The 19,755-nt window shown below is 63.3% G+C and carries 21 protein-coding genes, 1 tRNA gene and 1 riboswitch; of the genes, 13 read left to right on the plus strand and 9 right to left on the minus strand.

The genetic code is table 11. From position 1 onward, the window contains the following. The first annotated feature begins 14 nt into the window (after window positions 1-14). From FBX97_RS02920 to FBX97_RS02930, 3 genes are read left to right on the plus strand one after another with little or no spacing between them, the layout of a single operon-like run. On the plus strand, window positions 15-899 hold the full coding sequence (locus tag FBX97_RS02920; protein ID WP_141828741.1) for a DUF4123 domain-containing protein: 885 nt from the start codon (window positions 15-17) through the stop codon (window positions 897-899). A gap of 11 nt (window positions 900-910) precedes the next feature. Next, window positions 911-1,405: a hypothetical protein gene (locus FBX97_RS02925; protein WP_141828742.1), complete on the plus strand. Its 495-nt coding sequence runs from the start codon at window positions 911-913 to the stop codon at window positions 1,403-1,405. Continuing rightward, window positions 1,395-3,275 carry a DUF2235 domain-containing protein gene (locus tag FBX97_RS02930; protein ID WP_141828743.1) on the plus strand — a complete coding sequence of 627 codons (1,881 nt, stop codon included), beginning with the start codon at window positions 1,395-1,397 and terminating at the stop codon, window positions 3,273-3,275. Before FBX97_RS02925 ends, FBX97_RS02930 begins: the two co-directional genes overlap by 11 nt. A 106-nt stretch (window positions 3,276-3,381) precedes the next feature. Here FBX97_RS02930 and FBX97_RS02935 read toward each other — a convergent pair. The 9 genes from FBX97_RS02935 to FBX97_RS02975 form a co-directional block, all read right to left on the minus strand. After that, window positions 3,382-3,457 (minus strand) — tRNA-Lys (locus FBX97_RS02935). An 81-nt stretch (window positions 3,458-3,538) separates the two neighbouring features. Continuing rightward, window positions 3,539-4,300 (minus strand): tol-pal system protein YbgF, encoded by a 762-nt coding sequence (gene ybgF / locus FBX97_RS02940; protein WP_141828744.1) that lies wholly within the window; start codon window positions 4,298-4,300, stop codon window positions 3,539-3,541. A gap of 116 nt (window positions 4,301-4,416) precedes the next feature. Continuing rightward, complete coding sequence (gene pal, locus FBX97_RS02945; RefSeq protein ID WP_141828745.1) at window positions 4,417-4,947, minus strand: peptidoglycan-associated lipoprotein Pal; 531 nt, start codon at window positions 4,945-4,947, stop codon at window positions 4,417-4,419. A gap of 35 nt (window positions 4,948-4,982) precedes the next feature. Then, entirely contained in the window at window positions 4,983-6,248 is a 1,266-nt protein-coding gene (gene tolB, locus FBX97_RS02950) for a Tol-Pal system beta propeller repeat protein TolB (protein ID WP_141828746.1), read from the minus strand. 32 nt (window positions 6,249-6,280) lie between these two features. After that, window positions 6,281-7,369: a cell envelope integrity protein TolA gene (gene tolA, locus FBX97_RS02955; RefSeq protein ID WP_141828747.1), complete on the minus strand. Its 1,089-nt coding sequence runs from the start codon at window positions 7,367-7,369 to the stop codon at window positions 6,281-6,283. Beyond that, window positions 7,366-7,794 (minus strand): biopolymer transporter ExbD, encoded by a 429-nt coding sequence (locus FBX97_RS02960; RefSeq protein ID WP_141828748.1) that lies wholly within the window; start codon window positions 7,792-7,794, stop codon window positions 7,366-7,368. Before FBX97_RS02960 ends, tolA begins: the two co-directional genes overlap by 4 nt. Window positions 7,795-7,814: 20 nt before the next feature. Further along, window positions 7,815-8,498, minus strand: coding sequence for a protein TolQ (gene tolQ / locus FBX97_RS02965; protein ID WP_141828749.1), 684 nt, complete (start codon window positions 8,496-8,498; stop codon window positions 7,815-7,817). Window positions 8,499-8,531: 33 nt separating this feature from the next. Next, on the minus strand, window positions 8,532-8,936 hold the full coding sequence (ybgC, locus tag FBX97_RS02970; protein WP_141828750.1) for a tol-pal system-associated acyl-CoA thioesterase: 405 nt from the start codon (window positions 8,934-8,936) through the stop codon (window positions 8,532-8,534). 333 nt (window positions 8,937-9,269) lie between these two features. Further along, window positions 9,270-10,016, minus strand: a complete 747-nt coding sequence (locus tag FBX97_RS02975) for an SDR family oxidoreductase (RefSeq protein ID WP_141828751.1) — start codon at window positions 10,014-10,016, stop codon at window positions 9,270-9,272. A gap of 141 nt (window positions 10,017-10,157) precedes the next feature. After that, a riboswitch (ZMP/ZTP riboswitch) is annotated at window positions 10,158-10,259 on the plus strand. 105 nt (window positions 10,260-10,364) lie between these two features. On the opposite strand from FBX97_RS02975, the gene glyA reads away from it, so the two are divergent. The 10 genes from glyA (at window position 10,365) to FBX97_RS03025 (ending at window position 19,751) form a co-directional block, all read left to right on the plus strand. Beyond that, window positions 10,365-11,612, plus strand: coding sequence for a serine hydroxymethyltransferase (gene glyA, locus FBX97_RS02980; protein ID WP_141828752.1), 1,248 nt, complete (start codon window positions 10,365-10,367; stop codon window positions 11,610-11,612). Between the two features lie 67 nt (window positions 11,613-11,679). Then, entirely contained in the window at window positions 11,680-12,138 is a 459-nt protein-coding gene (gene nrdR / locus FBX97_RS02985) for a transcriptional regulator NrdR (RefSeq protein WP_141828753.1), read from the plus strand. Window positions 12,139-12,381: 243 nt separating this feature from the next. Further along, window positions 12,382-12,936, plus strand: coding sequence for a type IV pilus modification protein PilV (gene pilV / locus FBX97_RS02990; RefSeq protein ID WP_141828754.1), 555 nt, complete (start codon window positions 12,382-12,384; stop codon window positions 12,934-12,936). Further along, a complete protein-coding gene (locus FBX97_RS02995; protein WP_255517267.1) occupies window positions 12,933-13,892 on the plus strand; it encodes a PilW family protein in 960 nt (319 codons plus the stop codon). Before pilV ends, FBX97_RS02995 begins: the two co-directional genes overlap by 4 nt. Before the next feature lie 98 nt (window positions 13,893-13,990). Beyond that, the gene (locus tag FBX97_RS03000) at window positions 13,991-14,734 is read left to right on the plus strand and encodes a pilus assembly protein (protein WP_141828756.1); all 744 of its coding nucleotides are present in this window, start codon (window positions 13,991-13,993) and stop codon (window positions 14,732-14,734) included. A gap of 20 nt (window positions 14,735-14,754) precedes the next feature. Next, window positions 14,755-15,231: a type IV pilin protein gene (locus FBX97_RS03005; RefSeq protein ID WP_141828757.1), complete on the plus strand. Its 477-nt coding sequence runs from the start codon at window positions 14,755-14,757 to the stop codon at window positions 15,229-15,231. Then, window positions 15,228-15,803, plus strand: coding sequence for a GspH/FimT family pseudopilin (locus tag FBX97_RS03010; protein ID WP_141828758.1), 576 nt, complete (start codon window positions 15,228-15,230; stop codon window positions 15,801-15,803). The genes FBX97_RS03005 and FBX97_RS03010 overlap by 4 nt, the downstream gene beginning before the upstream one ends. Window positions 15,804-15,857: 54 nt before the next feature. Next, on the plus strand, window positions 15,858-16,985 hold the full coding sequence (ribD, locus tag FBX97_RS03015; protein WP_255517268.1) for a bifunctional diaminohydroxyphosphoribosylaminopyrimidine deaminase/5-amino-6-(5-phosphoribosylamino)uracil reductase RibD: 1,128 nt from the start codon (window positions 15,858-15,860) through the stop codon (window positions 16,983-16,985). Window positions 16,986-17,051: 66 nt separating this feature from the next. Next, window positions 17,052-17,690, plus strand: coding sequence for a riboflavin synthase (locus FBX97_RS03020; RefSeq protein ID WP_141828759.1), 639 nt, complete (start codon window positions 17,052-17,054; stop codon window positions 17,688-17,690). Window positions 17,691-17,771: 81 nt separating this feature from the next. Then, the gene (locus FBX97_RS03025) at window positions 17,772-19,751 is read left to right on the plus strand and encodes a S9 family peptidase (RefSeq protein WP_141828760.1); all 1,980 of its coding nucleotides are present in this window, start codon (window positions 17,772-17,774) and stop codon (window positions 19,749-19,751) included. Window positions 19,752-19,755: the final 4 nt, after the last annotated feature.

Consider the following 19,755-nt stretch of genomic DNA (forward strand, 5'->3'; position numbering starts at 1 on the left):
TAAGGGAGCATAAGATGAATATTTCGAGCCGCGATCATCATATATTTGAAGAAGTCGCCAGAGGAAATGGCTTGTTGAGATGGTATGCAATCGCCGACAGCGCTCAGCAAAAGGCCTTGCCTTTTGCGATTCAGCAGCCCGGATTTAAAGCACGTTGCTTATTTGATTCAAGTCAGCGTAGCCCAGTTGCAGCACAAACTCCACACTTGGCTGAAATCGGATCACCACTGAACAAGAACGCCGCCTGGCGCTGGATTTCGAACCATAGGCGTGTAGAAGCTTGTATCACCGTCATCGCGACTGAGCTTGACTTTAAATGTCTTTGGAATCATTTATCCATTTGCACAGAATGTACTTTACCGGACGGCGATGCGATCTTTCTAGCATTCTGGGATCCGGCAGTTCTGGGCAGTCTTATAGGGCAACCGGATGATCATACCCTTCACGTCAAAGGGCCAGTGCTGCGTTCTGCCCAAAAAAACGCGCTCTTCCGAAACCTGAAAAATTGGTGGTATTGGGATCGCCTTGGCACAACGCACTCGATCGATGTGACCGAAAATAAGGCGACGTATGAGGCGTTTCCGATCAGATTATCGCAGGATCAGGTAGACGACCTGGTCGAGGGCAGCGTTCCAGACCACATCTTGTATTATATCGAATCCAATCAGCCAACTCTTATCAGTGATTTCGCGCCCTCTCATCGTTATGAATTCATAGTTCAATCGCTCGCAAAAGCAAGAGAAATTGAATTGTCTTCAATGAAGGATCTCGTAAATTTTGTTTGTTTGAAGTTGATCTACCGGAAGCGGATACATCAGGAAAAAATTGTCATAGATGCTTTTGAAAAGTTATTCCGCCGGGAGCTTGCATTTCACGACTTAATTGATCAACTTCCGTAAAAGGTATAGCAATGGAAGGTTCGGTGACCGTTCTGCCTGAAGCAGGCTGCCAGCGCAGGCGATTTTGTGGACTTTTATTGATTCCTTTCTTCTCTGCTTGTAAGGCTCGCACAATGCGCACTCAAATAAACGTTTCTTTATTCAACTATCTGGATCGGCCTATTTTCGACGTGATGATGAACGGTGAGCATTTCATGAGTGCTGCTGCTCATGGATTTTATGGAGCAAACGCCGTGTTGGCTATGCAAGAAATAACTTTGGGTCGGCAAGTCGTGAACTGGAAGCTTGACGGCCCCGAGCAAATGTCAGGAAATGGCGATCTCATAACGGCGAGAAACGTCCCAGTCATCACCGAAATAGCAGAGCGGATGAAATGGTTGGGTCTTCATATTTATCCCGATTATACAGTCGAGATCAAGCTGAGCACCGGTACGCCTGATGAACTCCAGACCGAGCGGGGAATGATGATCATACGTACCTGGGAGGGCAGGCAGAATGGCAGCTGACCTGGCGCGATCCGCTCTGGCTGCGAATCGTGATGTGCCAGATGGCGCTCCGGGACCCTTCCAGGATTGCCGGACCGAAGTTCATGTCATGTTGTTTTTTGATGGAACAGGAAATAATAAGGACGCCGACATCGCCGAAAAGAAATGGAGTAATGTGGCGCGCCTTTACGAGTCCGCGGCATTAGCAGCGCAGAGCAATAAGAAGAAGTCTGTATTCCCGGTGTATATAAGAGGCGTAGGAACAACGAGCAATAACAAGGCCACTGATTGGCTGGAAAACGCCATCGTCTGGATGGAGGATAACCTTGGTGGAGGGGGTGCGGGTTCTGGTGGAGACAGACGTATGGATCATGGCAGAAATATGGTCAATGATCATTTGCGAGATGTCTTAATTGCGAATGCGAAATCCCTTGGAGGGCGGTTTTCGAAGTATGCGACGGAAAGCAGCAGGGAAAGTTTGGCCGATATCAATGCGGTGTTGTCAAAATTTAATCTTATCAAAGTAATTGACATTTCGATTTTCGGGTTTTCTCGCGGCGCTGCATTGGCGAGGGCATTCTCAAATCGGATACTGGGTATGTGCACAGATAAGGAAGGACAACTATTCTATCAAGGATATCCATTGCGAATAAGTTTCGTGGGGATTTTTGATACAGTTGCATCTTTCGGTGTTCCATCAATGAATGCTCGGACGCCCTTTACTGAGCGTGAGTTGATAGTTTCACCTTTTGTCGAGAGATGTGTGCACTATATTGCAGCCCACGAACTGAGGTTTTCCTTCCCTGTCGACTTGATACGCAAGAATGGGAAGCTTGCAGGGAATTGGGTGGAGCGGGCATTCCCAGGTGTGCACTCGGATGTTGGTGGTGGTTATGGACCTAGAGATCAATCTGTTGATAACAACTATGCTCGAATTCCTCTACGTGAAATGATGAGGGAGGCATTGCTGAGCGGCGTTAGAATCATTAGCTACGAAGATCTCAAGCGTTCACACAACAGTATCTTCAGAGAACGTTTTGAATGTCGTCCAGAAACAGAGGCGGCATACGCCAAGTACATCACCGAGTGTGGGCGGAACAATAGAAGTATAGAAAACCAGATAACGGCTCATATGAAACTCTACTACAGTGCACATGGTACCCTAAGTAGACGACGTGGTATCAGTCCCGGCGAGCGTATTCGGCGTTCGAGCGTGTTGAAGTCCTTGCTGGGTCCAGACAGTATGGCAACTGAAGTTGCGCTTTGGCGGTCAACCAGAGAGTTTCCTGGACTGTTACGATATGGACTACCCACGGCGGCGAGAAATGCGCAATATGTTAAGTTGCTTTCCTGGCAGCTAGCGGCATGGGATACAAACGCTTCTGATGCTGTTGTAAACTTCTTTACGCAATACATACATGATTCTAAGGTTGACTTTCTAATGAACGTCGAGCCTTTCAGTTATTTCATGCAGCGCGGAGTAGATGAGTCAAGTATCAGTATCTGGAAAGAGGGTGGGAACTGGCTGCATTGTAAAGAACAACAGATAGGCAACGCCCTTCATAAAGTCGCGGTGATAGGGGAAGAAAGCGTACGAGTCGCCTCCGATGCAGCGGGAAAGATTGGCAGAGATGCCCTAGATTCCACTGACAAGATTGCTAATAATGTAGCAGATGCTGTTCATAGTGGTTTCAATAAAGCCGCCGACTTTACAACAAGGAAAGTCAGGGAATCGGCAGAAATGGTAAATGACGCTTATGATACCGCCGCTGATACCGGAACACGAGCGGCGAAGGCTGTTGAGCGTAAGGTTAATGAATTGGAAGAGCAGGTAGAAAAAATCTACGATAGTGGAATGAAATGGTCTAGGCTAAAGATTGAGCGGCATTGAAGAGCACGGCAGCTTTCTCTAATAAAAGCACAAGATAATGCAAATGCCAAAAACAAAAAAGGCACCATGATCACTCATGATGCCTTCAATGCTGCTACTGAATTCGTGGTAGGCCGTGCGGGATTCGAACCTGCGACCAACGGATTAAAAGTCCGCTGCTCTACCAGCTGAGCTAACGACCCGAAAGAAGCAAGATTATAGAGCCGATCCGCAGGGCTGTCAAACGTTCATGAACCAGCTCAGCCTCAAAACGGATAAACCCATTACTTCAGCGCCGCCAGCCGGTCCTTGGCCGCCTGGGCCGCATTGGTGTCCGGGTATTTCTTGACCAGTTGCTGCAGGGTCTTCTTGGCGTTTTTCAGGTCCTTCAGTTCGGCGTAATTGCTGGCGATGTTCAGCATCGAATCCGGCGCCTTCGGGCTGGTGCCGTAGTTGCTCAGCACGGCTTCCTGGGCGGCGATCGCGTTCTTGTAGTCGCGCTGCATGTAGTAGGCGTTGCCGAGCCAGTACTGGGCGTTCGGGGCGTAGGCCGAGGTCGGGAAACGGCGTACGAAGTCCTGGAAGGCGCTGATGGCGCCGGCGTAGTCGGCCGAGGTGAAGCGGGCGTAGGCTGCGTCGTAGGCCTGTTTTTCGGTCGGCAGCACTTCGGCGGTCTGGCCGTCGATGGTTTCCTGGCGCGGCTCGAGCTTCTTGATGCGGGCGTCGAGGTCGGCGTACAGGTCTTTCTGGCCTTTCTGGGCCATGGCGATCTGGTTGCCCAGCACTTCGATCTGGCCGCGCAGGGCGGCGATTTCGCGCATCGTCTGTTCGTGCTGGTTCAGCATGTCGACCGTGACGTTCTTGTCGGCCTTGGCATCGATGCGGGCGTTGATGTCGCGGGACATGGCGTCGACCTTGGCGCGCAGGTCGAGGATGGCGCGGCGGGCTTCGTCGTCATCGAGAATGCCGGCGCTCGCCTGCAGCGGCATCCAGGCAGCCAGGGCGAGGGCGACGGCCGCGAGGCGGAACTGGGACAGTGTGATCATCTTCGAGTCTTTCTTGGGGAAACGGGGCGGGAAGCAGTCTGCACCGCTTCCCGCCCCGCTGTCAATCAGCCGGGGGCGCCCCAGCCGCGGAGGATAGGCCGCGAAGGATTGTCCGATTACTGATAGACGATGTCGGCACGACGGTTCTCGGCCCAGGCGGATTCGCCCGAACCGGTTGCCTTCGGCTTTTCTTCGCCCAGCGAGACGGCTTCCATCTGGCTGTCGGCCACGCCCAGGGCAGCCATCGACTTGCGCACGGCTTCGGCACGCTTCTGGCCCAGGGCCAGGTTGTACTCGGTGCCGCCGCGATCGTCGGTGTTACCTTGGATCAGGATGTGGCGCTGCTTGTTCTTGGTCAGGAACGCCGAGTGGTTTTCGACGACAGGCTTGCCGTCGTCACGGACGACGTAGCTGTCGAAGTCGAAGTACACGCTGCGGTTCGCCAGGACGCCTTTCGGGTCGTTCAGCGGATCGACGTTGCCGGTTTCGACCGGACGGATGTCACGGCTGGTGTCGGCCGGCGGGGTCGTGTTGGCGACCGGCGGCTTTTCGACAACCGGGGTTTCCTGCAGTTTCGGGGTCGACGAGCACGCCGACAGCAGGGCTGCTGCCGACGCGATGAAAGCTACACTCTTGAAGTTGCTCATGGGGTTTTTCTCCTGGTCAAAAAATATTTACTTCTTCACTTCATAAACGGGCCCCAGCTGGGTTCCCGGATATTTCCCGCCTGGGTCGTCAAGCGCTGCTTGACGCGTCCATCGACCGATACCACGGCCAATGCGACGCGACCGCCGCCCTTGGTCGCATACATGATGTACTTGCCGTTCGGCGAGAAACTCGGTTCGGAAGCCCCGTCGGCCAGGCGCAGTTCCTGGCCGCTCGCGAGGTCCATCGCATACAGGGAAAAACCCCCTTCGCGTTGTGAAATCCACGCCAGCGTCTTGCCGTCGGAGGATACACGAGGACTGATGTTGTAGCTGCCTTTGAACGTGACGCGGGTGGCCTGGCCACCGCCCACGCTCATCTTGTAGATTTGCGGTCCGCCGCTGCGGTCGCTCGTGAAGTAGATGCTCTGGCCGTCGGCCGAGAACTGCGGTTCGGTGTCGATGCCGTTGCTGTTGGACAGGCGGCGCATGCCGCTGCCGTCCGCGTTCACGATGAAGATCTGGGTATTGCCGGTCTTCGACAGTGCCAGCGCCAGCTTGGTGCCGTCGGGCGACCAGGACGGCGCCGAGTTGCTGCCGCGCTCGTTGGCGACCACGGTACGCTGGCCGGTCACCAGGTTCTGCACGTAGATCACCGGCTTGCGCAGTTCGAAGGACACGTAGGCGACCTTGGTGCCGTCCGGCGACCAGGCCGGCGAGATGATCGGCTCCTTGCCGTGCGCGGCGATCTGTTCGCCTTCGCCGTCGGCATCGGCCACCACCAGCTGGTAGTCGCGGCCGGCGCGGTTTTCCTTCACGTAGGCGATGCGCGTCGAGAAGATGCCGCGGCTGCCGGTCAACTTTTCGTAGACGTCGTCGGCAATGCGGTGCGCTTCGAGCCGGGTGTTGCGCGGGCTGACGGTATCGCCCAGCTGCGACAGCTGGCTCTTCTTGACTGTGTCGTACAGCTTGTAGCGGACTTCGAAGCGGCCGTCGGCGGTGCGCTTGACCGAGCCCACCACCAGCGCGTCGGCGCCGCTGGCCTTGAAGGCGGCCATGTCGACGCTGGCGCCGTCGGAAATGGTCTGGCGCGCGTCGATGACCTTGAATACGCCGCTGCGCTGCAGGTCGGCGCGGATGATGGCGGACACCTGTTCCGGTGCCACCGATTCATCGGCAAAAGCGGCCACCGCGACCGGGATCTGGTTCGCGCCCACGCCGGCGATTTCGACGTTCAGTTGGGCGTGTGCGGCCGCGCCCATCAGCAGGCTGGCCGAGAACAGCAGGGTATGTAGTTTCTTCATGAGTCTCTCGGATAAGTTAAGGTCGAGTCATTTCAGTTCAGGTCCTTCATGTGGAAGTTGACTGAAAGAGAGCGCTCTACCGTACCATCTTTCTTCTTCGGTAGTGGTGACGATTTGTTAATACTGCGTTCCACGGCGTCGTCGAACTCTGGAATGCCGCTGCTCTTGACCTTCCTGACCGACACCACTTCACCGGTCGGCAACTGCTCGACCTTGAAGCTGACGGTCGGATTGCCCGGCACATCGGTGTTGCCCGCGTAGTTCGCATTGCTCTTGATCTTGGCGGCGATCGCGGCCTGGTAGCCGGCGTCGAGACGCGGCGCTGTCGACTTCTCGGCGCTGCCGGTGCTGCCCGGATTGCCGCTGCCGGTGATGCGTTTCGTCTCTGCGTCACGCGACAGCTTGGCGAGCTTGGCCAGCTGGTCGGCTTCGGCTTTCTCTTTCGCAGCCTTGTCCTTGGCAGCTTTTTCCTTGGCCAGTTTCTCGGCCTTTTCCTTGTCCGCTTTTTTCTTTTCCGCTTCTTCTTTCCTGGCCTGTTCCTGTTTCGCCAGCTGTTCCTTCTTCTCGGCGGCTTCGCGTTCCTTCTGTTCGGCCAGCTTGCGCTCTTTTTCCTCGCGCTGGCGCTCCTGCTTGTCGGCCAGGGCCTTGGCTTTCTTTTCGTCGGCGCGCTTCTGTTCGGCGAGCTCGCGTTCGCGTTCCAGACGGTCTTCTTCCTCCTGCGCCTGCTTGCGCTTCAGCTCTTCCTTGCGCTTCTTTTCGCGCTCGAGGGCGATATCCGGCGTCTTCGGCGCCGGCTTGGCGACCGGCTCCGGCTTGGCAACCGGCGGCGGTGGGGGCGGCTCGGCCGCGCGCGGCGTCGGTGCCGGCGGCGTCGGCTCGGGTTCCGGTTCGGGCTCGGGTTCAGGCGCGGGCGGCGGTGGCGGCGGGGCGGCCGACTGGACCTTCATGTCCCAGACTTCGGCTTCGACCTGGATCGGCGCAGTGGTCTGCCAGCTCACGCCGATGTACAGGAAGGCCAGCAGGAGGGCGTGCACGCCCACCGCCAGGCTGATCGACGGCCAGCGTTTCGGTTCGGGCGGCACCCGGTAGGGCGAGCCGGCGGTGTCGTGCTTGGTCGTCATTTTGTCGCAAGGCCGACGCGATTGATCCCCATCTTCTTGGCTTCCGAAATCAGCTGGATCACGTCGTCGTATTTACTGTCGCGGTCGCCCGAGATCAGCACCGGATAGTCGGGATGGTCTTCGTGGGTGGCGCGCAGGCGCTCGATCAGCGCGGTGCGGTCGGCCACGTCTTCCAGGCCTTGCGGGGTCTTCCCGACGATGCCGATCGACAGCACGCCCTTTTCCTTGACGGCGATCTGGATGTAGTCGCTCGGCGGCTGGGTGGTGCGCTCGGCGCTCGGCAGGTTGATTTCGCTCGGATTCTGGGACGGCGGCACCGCCATGAAGATGATGAGCAGCACCAGCATCACGTCGATGTAGGGCACGACGTTGATTTCCGATTTGAGCTTGCGGCGGCTGCTCCGCAAGTTGCTGTTGAAGGCCATGTGAGTCCTCGACGCGGCGATCAGCGCGACTGGCGCTGCAGGATGTTCGAGAATTCCTCGACGAAGCTTTCGAAGCGGATCGCGAGGCGGTCGATGTCGTGGGTGAAGCGGTTGTACGCGACCACGGCCGGGATCGCGGCGAACAGGCCGATGGCGGTGGCGATCAGCGCTTCGGCAATGCCGGGGGCGACCGTTGCCAGCGTCGCCTGCTGCACGCTGGCCAGGCCGCGGAAGGCGTTCATGATGCCCCAGACCGTGCCCAGCAGGCCGATGTAGGGAGAGACCGAACCGACCGAGGCCAGGAAGTTCAGGTGGGTGTCGAGCGAATCGAGTTCGCGGTGGAAGGCGGCGCGCATTGCGCGGCGGGCGCCGTCCAGCACGGCATTGACGTCGAGCGAGTCGCGCGCGGCCTGCTTGCCCTTGATGAATTCGCCCATGCCGGCTTCGAAGATGCGCGCCAGCGGGCCGCTCTGGTCGCGCTGGCTGCTGGCGCTCTGGTGCAGGGTATGCAAATTGCCGCCGGCCCAGAAGCTGCGCTCGAACTGCTCGGTCTGGCGACGCGCGGCGCGCAGTGCGAATACCTTGCGGAAGATGTAGGTCCAGCTGAACAGCGACACGGCAAACAGCAGGGCCATGATCAGCTTGACGAGGATGTGGGCGTGGCTGATCAGGTCAACGAAGGAAAGGTCGGGGACTGCGTTCATCGGTGTGCGGTCTCTTTATGCAAAAGGAATTGTTCAGGCGGCCCGCATTTTATCAGCGGCGATGTCAGGAATGGAACGGGGACGCAGCGTGGCGGCGTCGACGCAGCCGACTTTTACGTTGGCGCTGGCCAGCAGGGTGTCGCCGCGCCAGGCTTGCTGGGCAAACTGGACCGAGGCACGGCCGAGTTTTTCGATGCTCAAGCGCAGGGTCAATTCGTCGTCCAGGCGCGCCGCACCGAGATACTCGACACTGGCGCTGCGCACGACGAAGGCAGCCCCTTCGGTGCTGAGCAGATCTTGCTGGTGAATGCCGAGCGAACGCAGCCATTCGGTGCGCGCCCGTTCGAAGAACTTCAGGTAGTTGGCGTAATAAACGATCCCGCCGGCATCGGTGTCTTCGTAATAGACCCTTACCGTCCAGGTAAAAACTGAAGGCATTTCAGCTGCCATAAATAAAAATGGGAAACATTTTACGCCATGTGGTTATCTATATGTACTCTAGGGTACATAGCTATCAGCGTGAAATGTGCGTAGTAAACTTGACATCTGGATGTCAAGCCAACAACTGTAACACTTTCTCACAACACGCGCCGCCGCAGAAACAAACCCGCAATTCGCGGTCAGAGTACATTCAACATCAATATTCTGACAAAAACATCTCAGGGGCGTCGCCGCGCAGCGCGAGCCTGATGCGCACTGCAGAGGCTGACCATAAAAAGGGTTCTGACCCCGAATTTGTCCGTGAACGTGCTCCGATCCCGAATTCGGGGATCAGCTGCGCTTGACGTTGAACGGCGCGAAGCCCTGGCAGGTCGGCATCATTTCGATGGAATTGATGTTGACGTGCGGCGGCAGGGTGGCGATCCAGTAGGCGGTCGCGGCGATGTCGTCGGCGGTCAGCGGCTGGGTGCCTTCGTAGACCTTGGCGGCGGCCGCATCGTCGCCCTTCAGGCGCACGTTCGAGAATTCGGTGCCGCCGCACAGGCCCGGCGCGATGTTGGTGGCGCGCACGCCGGTGCCGACCAGGTCGGCGCGCAGGTTCAGCGTGAACTGCTCGACGAAGGCCTTGGTGGCGCCATACACGTTGCCGCCCGGGTAAGGGTAGTGGCCGGCGACCGAGCCCAGGTTGATCACCAGGCCGCTGCCGCGCTCGACCATCGACGGCAGCAGCGCGTGGGTCATGGTCACCAGGCCCTTGACGTTGGTGTCGATCATGGTCTCCCAGTCGGCCAGCGGCACTTCGTGCGCCGGCTTGGTGTTCAGGGCCAGGCCGGCATTGTTGATCAGCACGTCGATCTGGCGCCAGGATTGCGGCAGCATCGACAGCGCTTCCTCGATCGACGCCTTGTCGGTCACATCCATCTCGACCGGCAGCGCCGATTCGCCCAGTTCGGCGGCAAGCGCTTCCAGGCGCGCCTTGCGCCGTGCCGCCAATACCACCTGGTGGCCGTTCTTGACGAAGGTGCGCGCCATCGCGGCGCCGAAGCCGGCCGATGCGCCGGTGATGAAAACGATCATGGTTGGAGTCCCGGGTGGGTAAGCGGTGAATGGATAATCATCGGATTGTAGCCGAAATGGCCATGCAAATGAGTCTTGCCAGGCCGTCATGACCGTTCCTTGCTTCCCAACCGTCACATCACTTACAATCGGCAGCTCTGTCACTTCTCACGTAACTGGCGAAAACCGTGCGATCGCGCGGCGAAGGTGGGCGTCCACCGGGGAACGTGAGATGCCGTCTTGCCGTTCGCCTGGGCAGCCATCAATGGTCGCACCGACTGTCCGTCGCGTGTCCGCTGTCCGTTCGCGGCCTCTGCCTCGATCGGGCGCGCCCATTGCCTGGACCTCTTATCGATTGGAGTTTTTTTCATGTTTGCAAAAGATCACACGCTCGCCAAGGTTGACCCGGATCTGTGGAATGCCATCCAGAATGAAAATCGCCGCCAGCAAGACCACATCGAGCTGATCGCTTCCGAGAATTACACTTCCCCGGCCGTGATGCAGGCACAGGGCTCCCAGCTGACCAACAAGTACGCCGAAGGCTACCCGGGCAAGCGCTACTACGGCGGCTGCGAATACGTCGACGTCGTCGAGCAGCTGGCGATCGACCGGCTGAAGGAACTGTTCGGCGCCGAAGCCGCCAACGTCCAGCCGAATTCGGGCTCGCAGGCCAACCAGGGCGTATTCTTCGCCATGCTGAAGCCGGGCGACACCATCATGGGCATGTCGCTGGCCGAAGGCGGCCACCTGACCCACGGCATGGCGCTGAACATGTCGGGCAAATGGTTCAACGTCATCTCCTACGGCCTGACCGAGCAGGAAGACATCGACTACGAAGGCATGGAGCGCCTGGCGCGCGAGCACAAGCCGAAGATGATCATCGCCGGCGCCTCGGCTTTCGCGCTGCGCATCGACTTCGAGCGCTTCGCCCGCATCGCCAAGGAAGTCGGCGCCTACTTCATGGTCGACATGGCCCACTACGCCGGCCTGATCGCCGCCGGCGAGTACCCGAACCCGGTGCCGTACGCCGACTTCGTGACCTCGACCACCCACAAGTCCCTGCGCGGTCCGCGCGGCGGCGTCATCCTGATGAAGGCCGAGCACGAAAAGGCCATCAACTCGGCGATCTTCCCGGGCATCCAGGGCGGTCCGCTGGTGCACGTGATCGCCGGTAAAGCGGTCGCCTTCAAGGAAGCGCTGTCGCCGGAATTCAAGGCCTACCAGCAGCAGGTGGTCAAGAACGCCAAGGTCCTGGCCGACACCCTGACCGAGCGCGGCCTGCGCATCGTCTCGGGCCGTACCGAATCGCACGTGATGCTGGTCGACCTGCGCGCGAAAGGCCTCACCGGCAAGGAAGCGGAAGCCATCCTGGGCCAGGCCCACATGACCTGCAACAAGAACGGCATCCCGAACGACCCGCAGAAGCCGTTCGTCACCTCGGGCATCCGCCTGGGCAGCCCGGCCTTCACCACCCGCGGCTTCAAGGAAGAAGACGCGGCCAAGGTCGGCCACCTGATCGCCGACGTGCTGGACAACCCGCACGACGCCGCGACCATCGAGCGCGTGAAAGCCGAAGTCAAGCAGCTGACCGACAAGTACCCGGTCTACGAAGCCTAAGCTTCGCGTTCCACAGGCGCCTTCGGGCGCCGTTTTTACAGCAGTATCCAGTCAAGTTGCGGCGCCCATGAAATGTCCGTTCTGTCAGCATGAAGACACCCAGGTCCTCGATACCCGCGTATCCGAGGTGGGCGATGCCATCCGGCGCCGGCGCCGCTGCGCCCAATGCGACAAGCGGTTCACGACCTACGAACGCATCGAACTGTCGATGCCGATCATCGTCAAGAAGGACGGCAGCCGCACCGAGTACGAGTCGGACAAGCTGCGCGGCAGCCTGCGCCTGGCCTTGCGCAAGCGCCCGGTCTCGGCCGAGGCGATCGACGCCGCCTGCGCCTCGATCGAAGAAAAACTGCTGACCAGCGGCCGCCGCGAAGTCGATACCGGCCACGTCGGCGAGCTGGTGATGCAGGAACTCAAGCGCCTCGACAAGATCGCCTACATCCGCTTTGCCTCGGTCTACAAGAACTTCGAAGACCTGGCCGAGTTCCAGGAAGCGATCGCCGAAGTCGGCCAGCCCAAGAAGTAGCGCCCGCTCGTCAACGCCCGATGGCGGCGTTGCAGCCTCTCGCCGCTCATTGGCCAACCCGGCGTACTGTCTTCGAGGCTGCGCCTTGCCCTGGGGCGTTTGCGAGCCCCGCTGGCCGCTGGCACGCCCGCTGACCTTTCTCCCTTCTTTTTAGTTCCGTCCGTACGGTTGAGGCGCCCCACCGCCGGCCCGGGCTCGACTGTATATCGTCGCATCTCCTGTTCGTGAACGTGGAGGTGATCGATGCATGCCGCTGTCCGTGCAAGCCGGGCCGAGGCCGGCTTTACGCTGGCCGAAGTGCTGGTGGCCCTGTTCGTCGTCGCGCTCGGCATTGCCGGGGCGGCCGGCGTGCAGGCCATGGCGCTGCGCAGCAGCCGCGCGGCGGCGCGCATGGCAGACGGTGTCCAGCTGGCCGCCGCGCTGGCCGAGCGCATGCGCGCCAACCCGGCGGCGCTGGCGCTGGCGGACGCCGATAATCCCTACCTCCAGCTCGACTACGCCACCGATGCCGGGGCGCCACCGTCCGGCCCTGCCTGCTATGGCGCCAGCGCCTGCGATACCGGCGAGCTGGCCCGCTTCGACCTGGCCGAGGCAGCGCGCGAGCTGGCGGTGCGCTTTGCCGGCGCACGCATCCTGGCTTGCCGCGACGCTTCGGCGCCGGGCGCGTCGGGGGAGCCGTCGTGGTCCTGCAGCGGCGAGGCCGGCGCGCCGCTCGTGATCAAGCTCGGATGGCGCGAGGCGGACGACACGGCGGCATTGCCGCGGGTTGTGCTGGCGGTCGCGGGAGGCGATGCGTGAGCGCGCGGCGCCTGCGGACCATCGCGCCTGTGCGGCGCTCCCGCATCCACGAGTGCGGCCTGACGCTGGCCGAGATGCTGGTCGCGCTGACGGTGAGCCTGGCCGTGGTGCTGGGCGCCGGCCGCCTGCTCGCGCTGGCGGGCGAGGCTTACGCGGCGCAGACCGAAGCGTCCGCCATCGACGACGGCGGACGCTATGCGCTCGAGCTGATTGCGCGGGCGGTGCGCCAAGCGGCCTGGTTTGATCCGGCGCAGGCGGGCGGCGATCCCGCCGTGCTGCCGGCGCACCTGGCCGGGCTCGACGCCTGCTCGCTGGCCAAGACCACGTTCGGCATCGACACGCCCCAGCCCGATGCCGGGAATGGCAGCGACGTGCTGGCGGTGCGCTTTCCCGGCGCCGGGGCCGCCCCCGGCGGCGACGGCAGCGTGCTCGATTGCGCGGGTTTCGCCCATCCGGAAGGCGAGGAGGGCTGGAGCATTTTCTACGTGGCCAGGAATGCCGACGGCGAGGCCGAGCTGCGCTGCAAATACCGCGGCACGTCCAATTGGGGCGCCGATGCGCTCGTCAGCGGCGTCGACGGTTTCCAGGTGCTGTACGGCGTCGATACCGACGAGCCGCGCGACCATGTCGCCAACCGCTACCTGAATGCCGCCGCCATCGCCGGCCTCGACGCCGCGCTCGGCCTGGGTGCCGACGTTGAAGCGCTGCACCGGCAGACTTACTGGAAGCGCGTGGTCAGCGTGCGCATCGGCCTGTTGCTGCACGGCGCGCGGCCGACGCGGCGCGAGGGCGGGGCGCTCGGCTACGCACTGCTGGGCTCGGGGTATGCGCCGTCCGGCGCGGTGGACGCGGATCCCGGCAGTGTGCTGCACGAAGCCGATATGCCGGCCATGCTGCGTGCGCGCGAGCGGCGGCTGTTCACTGCGACCGTGGTAGTGCCGGCGGCGATGCCATGAAGCGCGTTCGTTCCTCCCCTTGTTGTTGCCGGAGGCAGCCCCGGCCACGCCTGCAGGGGCACGCACGGCTTGATGGGGATCGGCGCCGTCATCCGCGAATGTACCCACGCGAGCACGGCCTGGCCCTGGTCTGCGCGCTGGTCCTGATGCTGGGTGCGCTGATCCTCGGCGCCTCCATTGCGCGCACCGCCTTCGGCTCGATGGCGGCGGCGCGGACGGAGCGCGAGCGCATGGTCGCGCGTGCGGCGGCCGGGATGGCGCTGGCCGACGCCGAGGCCGATATCGGCGGCGCCGCCTCGCCGTCCCCGGCCCGCGCCGCCTGGTTCGCTGGCGGCAGCGGCGGGTTCGCCGATGGCTGCGGCACCGGCAGCCAGGATCTCGGCTTGTGCCTGCCGGCGGCATCGCCCTTGCCACCGGCGTGGCAGGCCGTCGACCTCGCCGCTGACGACGGTACGCCGGTGGTGCCGTATGGGCGCTACACCGGTGCCGTGCTGGCGACCGGCGGCGGCGTCCTGCCGGCGCGGCTGCCCGGTTACCTGATCGAAAAGCTCGCACCGGCCGGGCCTGCGCCGCCACCGCTGCATCACCTGTACCGGATTACCGCCATCGGCTTCGGCACCCGCGCCACGACCCAGGTCGTGCTGCAGGCGATCGTGCGCAGGCCGGCGGCCGCTGCGCCACCCGGCAATGGCCAAAGCGGGCAAGGCGGCCAGGCACAGCCAGCCGCCCCCACCGATCCGCCCGCGCCGGGTACGCCGGCTGGCACCGGTCCGCCCACCGGCCGCATCAGCTGGCGCGAGATCCCCAACTGGCCCGAGCTGCACGCGCGGGCCCTGCATTGAATCCAGATCGAGGAGACGGAATGAACAGGCGACACGGCTTTACCCTGGTCGAAATGCTGATCGTGCTGGCGATCATGGCGATCCTCACATCGATCGCGTGGCCCAGCTATGCCGGCTATATCGTGCGCACCCGGCGCACCGAAGGCCAGGTGGCGCTGATCGAGGCGATGCAGCGCCAGGAGCGCTATTTTTTGCGGCACAACACTTATATTCCGTTCTCGGCGGCGTCCGAGGACGATGCCGATGCCGCCGCCTTTCCATGGTGGTCGGGCGACCGGGCGGCGCTCAGCGCCTATGAGCTGGACGCCTATGCCTGTCCCGGCCGCGCGTTGACCGACTGCATCGAGATCCGTGCCCGGCCCGGCACGCCCCGGGTCGACGTGCGCTTCCGCGATCCGGACTGCGGCGCGCTGACGCTGGACAGCCTGGGCAACCACAGTGCGCAGGGCACGGCGGACGGGCAGGGCGCCGGTGCGACCGGGCGCTGCTGGCCATGAGCGCCGCAGCCGTGCGGTCACTTAGGCAGGCCGGCCTGTCGCTGGTGGAAATGACGGTCGTTCTGGCCGTGGCGACGATGCTGCTGGCGCTGGCGCTGCCGGAACTTGCCGTGCTGGTGCGCAACCAGCAGCTGAAGAGCGCCAGCGGCGACCTGTTTGCCGCGCTCGGCCTGGCGCGCAGCCAGGCGCTGGCGCGCGGGCAGACCGTCAAGCTGCTGCCGCGCGATCCGCTCGGTGCCGACTGGCGCCGCGGCTGGCGCGTGTTCGTCGACCGCGACGGCGACGGCCAGCCGGGGCCCGGCGACGACATCATTGCCGAGCACGATCCGCTACCCGACGGCGTGGCGGTCGCCTTTGCCTTCACCAGCCCTGCGCCGCCTTACTATATCGCCTACAATGGCGCCGGACGCAGCTGCAGCGACAGCAACAGCGCGGCAGCGCGCTACGGCACGCTGTCGCTGTTCCACGGCGGCGCGATCCGCCGTATTAAAATCAACATGCTGGGGCGGGCGCGCAGCTGCGATCCGGCGCGCGACGCGTCCTGCGACGGCGCCGGGGCGCCGCCGGGATAGCCGCGGCATAGCCGCGGGGACGCCCACCGTACCCAGACGAAACCGAAAGACACCGTGCAGACACCGAACAAGATCACAAGCGACAGCGAAGGCATGGCGCTCGCCCTGGAATGGGCCGCCAAGGGCATGACGATCACCGCGCCGAACCCGCGTATCGGCTGCGTGATCGTGCGCGATGGCGTGGTCATCGGCGCCGGCCATACCCAGCCGGCAGGGCAGGCGCATGCCGAGATCCAGGCGATGCGCGATGCCGAGCAGCGCGGCCACGATGTGCGCGGCGCCACCGCCTACGTCACGCTCGAGCCCTGCAGCCACTACGGCCGCACGCCGCCGTGCTCGAACGCGCTGGTGCAGGCCGGGCTGGGCCGGGTGGTGGCGGCGATGGTCGACCCGAATCCGCTGGTGGCGGGACGCGGCATGGCGCAGCTGGAAGCGGCCGGCATCGCGGTCCGCCAGGGCGTGCTGGCCGAGCAGGCCTACGAACTGAACATCGGCTTCTTCACGCGCATGCGCCATGGCCGGCCCTGGGTGCGCCTGAAGACGGCGGCCAGCCTGGACGGCATGACGGCGCTGGACAGCGGCGAGAGCCAGTGGATCACCAGCCCGGAAGCGCGCGCCGACGGCCATGCCTGGCGCGCCCGCGCCAGCGCGATCCTGACCGGCATCGGCACCGTCAAGGCCGACGATCCGCAACTGACCGTGCGCGATGTCGCGGCGCCCGAGGGCTTTACCCCGGTGCCGCCGCGCCGCGTGATCGTCGACAGCCGCCTCGATATCGCCCTGGACGCGCGCATCCTGCAGGGCGAACCCTGCTGGATCGTGGCCGCCGTCCCGAACCCGGACAAGGAAGCCGCGCTGCGCGCCGCCGGCCACGAGATCATCATGCTGGCGAACGCCCACGGCAAGGTCGACCTGCCGGCGCTGATGCTGGAACTGGGCCGGCGCGAGATCAACGAGCTGCATGTCGAGGCCGGGTCCAGGCTGAATGCCTCGCTGCTGCGCGAAGGCTGTGTCGACGAGCTGCTGGTCTACCTGGCCCCGAACCTGATCGGGCCGGGGCAGGGCATGTTCGCGCTGCCGCCGCTTGCGCACCTGGCCGACAAAGTCGCGCTGCGCTTCCACGCCGTGAGCCAGGTCGGCCCGGACCTGCGCATCCTGGCGCGCTTTCCAGACAAAACCTGAGCGCGCAAACGGGCAATCCTGAATCATCAATCGAGTCATCCAAGAAAAACTGAAGGAACAAGACGTATGTTTACTGGAATCGTCGCTGCCGTCGGCAGCATCAAGTCGGTCACCCCGCTGGCAAACGGCAACGATGCGGGCGTGCGCCTGGCCATCGACGCCGGCGGCCTGCCGCTGGCGGACGTCGCGCTGGGCGACTCGATCGCCATCAACGGCGCCTGCATGACCGTGGTCGAGAAGGACGAGCGCGCCTTCGTGGTCGACGTCTCGCGCGAAAGCCTGAACCGTACCGCCGGCCTCGACCAGCCGGGCGAGGTCAACCTGGAAAAGGCGCTGACCCTGGCCGAGCGCCTCGGCGGCCACCTGGTGTCGGGCCACGTCGATGGCCTCGGTACCGTGCACAGCTTCGAGCAGGTCGGCGAATCGTACAAGCTGATGGTGGATGCGCCGGCCGAGCTGGGCAAGTTCCTCGCCTATAAAGGTTCGGTGGTCGTCAACGGCGTCTCGCTGACCGTCAACGACGTCGAGGACGTGGCGGCAAGCGGTACCGGCAAGCCGGCCTGCTGCCGCTTCTCGATCAACCTGATCCCGCACACCATCGCGGTCACCACCCTGAAGCACCTGTCCGCCGGCGCCAAGGTCAACCTCGAGATCGACCTGATCGCGCGCTATGTCGAGCGCATGCTGAGCGCCGCCAAGGTCTGATTTCCCGGGCGTAAACGTGCCCGCCTGTCCGCATTTCGCGTAGACTGCCCGATGGCATTTGTTCATCGACAAGGACGTGAAATGAAACAGGTAAATACCAGGGCGTTGGTGCGCGGCGCAACGCTGGCCACGGTGCTGGCAAGCGCGCTGTCCGCCGCCGGCCTCTGCTCGGCCGAGCCGGCCGCCATGCGCAGTTACCGCGCACTGGCAATGACTGCCGCCGGCGACCGCATCGCCGCGATCGAAACGGTGGACGGGGACAAGCGGGCGCCGCACGTCACGGTGCGCGAGACCGCCGGCGGTCGGATCGCCGCTACCTATGAAAGCGTCGCCTGCGGGCAATGCCGTTTCGATGCGCCGGCCTGGTCGCCCGACGGCAGTTCGATGGCCCTGGTCGGGACCGATGCCAAGGCCGGCACCGCCAGCGTGCTCGTGCTGCGCGACGGCAAGCTGGCCACCGTCGCCACGCTCAAGGGCGTCGCCAACACGGTGCGCTGGTCGCCGGACGGGCGTCAGCTTGCCTTCCTGGCCACCGTCAACGCCAGGAAACTGACCGGCGCCGTCGAAGCCGGCGCGCGCCAGGTCGGCGAAATCGGCCTGGCGCAGGAAGAGGACGAGCAGCGCATCGCGCTCGTCGCCGTCGATGGGCCGGCCGGCGCCGGGATGCGCCTGGTATCCCCGGGCGACACCTTCATCTACGAATACGACTGGACCCCGGACGGCAAGGGCTTCGTCGTCACCAGCGCCAAGGGCAACGGCGACAACAACTGGTGGATCGCGACGCTGGGCCATGTCGATGCCGCCAGCGGCAAGCTACGCGTACTGGCAGCGCCGAAGATGCAGATGAACATGCCGCACGTGTCGCCGGACGGCCGTACGGTCGCCTTCATCGGCGGCCTGATGAGCGATTTCGGCTCGGTCGGCGGCGATGTCTTCACGGTGCCGATCGGGGGCGGCGAGCCGGCCGATATCACGCCGGGTTTCAAGGGCAGCTTCAACGGCATCAGCTGGCGCGGCGCGGCCCTGCTGGCCTCGGTACAGGCCGGTGCCGACACCGGCATCGCCAGCATCGATCCGGCGGCGCGCAGCGTCCGCCTGCTGTGGCAGGCGCCGGTCTCGGCGTCCGCGGCGCGCGACGGCCGCTTCGTGTTCAGCGCCGATGGCAAGGTCGCGGCCTCGGTCCAGGAGGACTACGAGCACGGCCCGCGCATCGTCGCCGGACCGCTCGCCTCGCTGGCGCCGATCACCCGCGACAACGACGGTTTCGCGCCGCAGGTGACGGCGCGCAGCATTGCCTGGACCAACGAAGGCTTCAACGTGCAGGGCTGGCTGGTCGGACCGCGTACGGTCGATCCGGGCAGGAAATACCCGATGATCGTGCAGGTGCACGGCGGCCCGGCGGCGGCCGTCACGCCGCGCTACGTGTCGGGCGGCGAGGGCGGCAACAACCTGGTGCGCGCGCTCGTGGACAAGGGCTATTTCGTGTTCTTCCCGAATCCGCGCGGCAGCTATGGCCAGGGCCTGGCCTTTTCCAGCGCCAACAAGCGCGATTTCGGCGGCGGCGACTGGCGCGACATCCTGGCCGGCGTCGATGCCGTCATCCGCCAGGCGCCGGTGGATGGCGCGCGCCTCGGCCTGATGGGCCATTCCTACGGCGGCTTCATGACCATGTGGGGCGTGACCCACAGCCAGCGCTTCAAGGCGGCGGTGGCCAGTGCCGGCATCGCCAACTGGATCAGCTACTACGGCCAGAACGGTATCGACCAGTGGATGGTGCCCTTCTTCGGCGCCACCATGTACGACGACCCGGCGGTCTATCGCGCGGCCTCGCCGATCGAGTCGATCAAGTCGGCGACCACGCCGACGCTGGTCATGGTCGGCGAACGCGACGTCGAGTGTCCGCCGGCGCAGTCGCAGGAGTTCTGGCACGGGCTGAAGGCGCAGGGGGTGCCGACGGCGCTCGTCATCTACGAGGACGAGGGCCACGCGATCCGCAAGCCGGAGCACGCGGCCGACCAGCGGGTGCGGGTGCTGGCCTGGTTCGACAAGTATTTGCAATAATGTG

Origin of the sequence: Herbaspirillum sp. SJZ107, assembly GCF_006715485.1 — a bacterium.
In the GTDB taxonomy this organism is placed as follows: Bacteria; Pseudomonadota; Gammaproteobacteria; order Burkholderiales; family Burkholderiaceae_D; genus Telluria.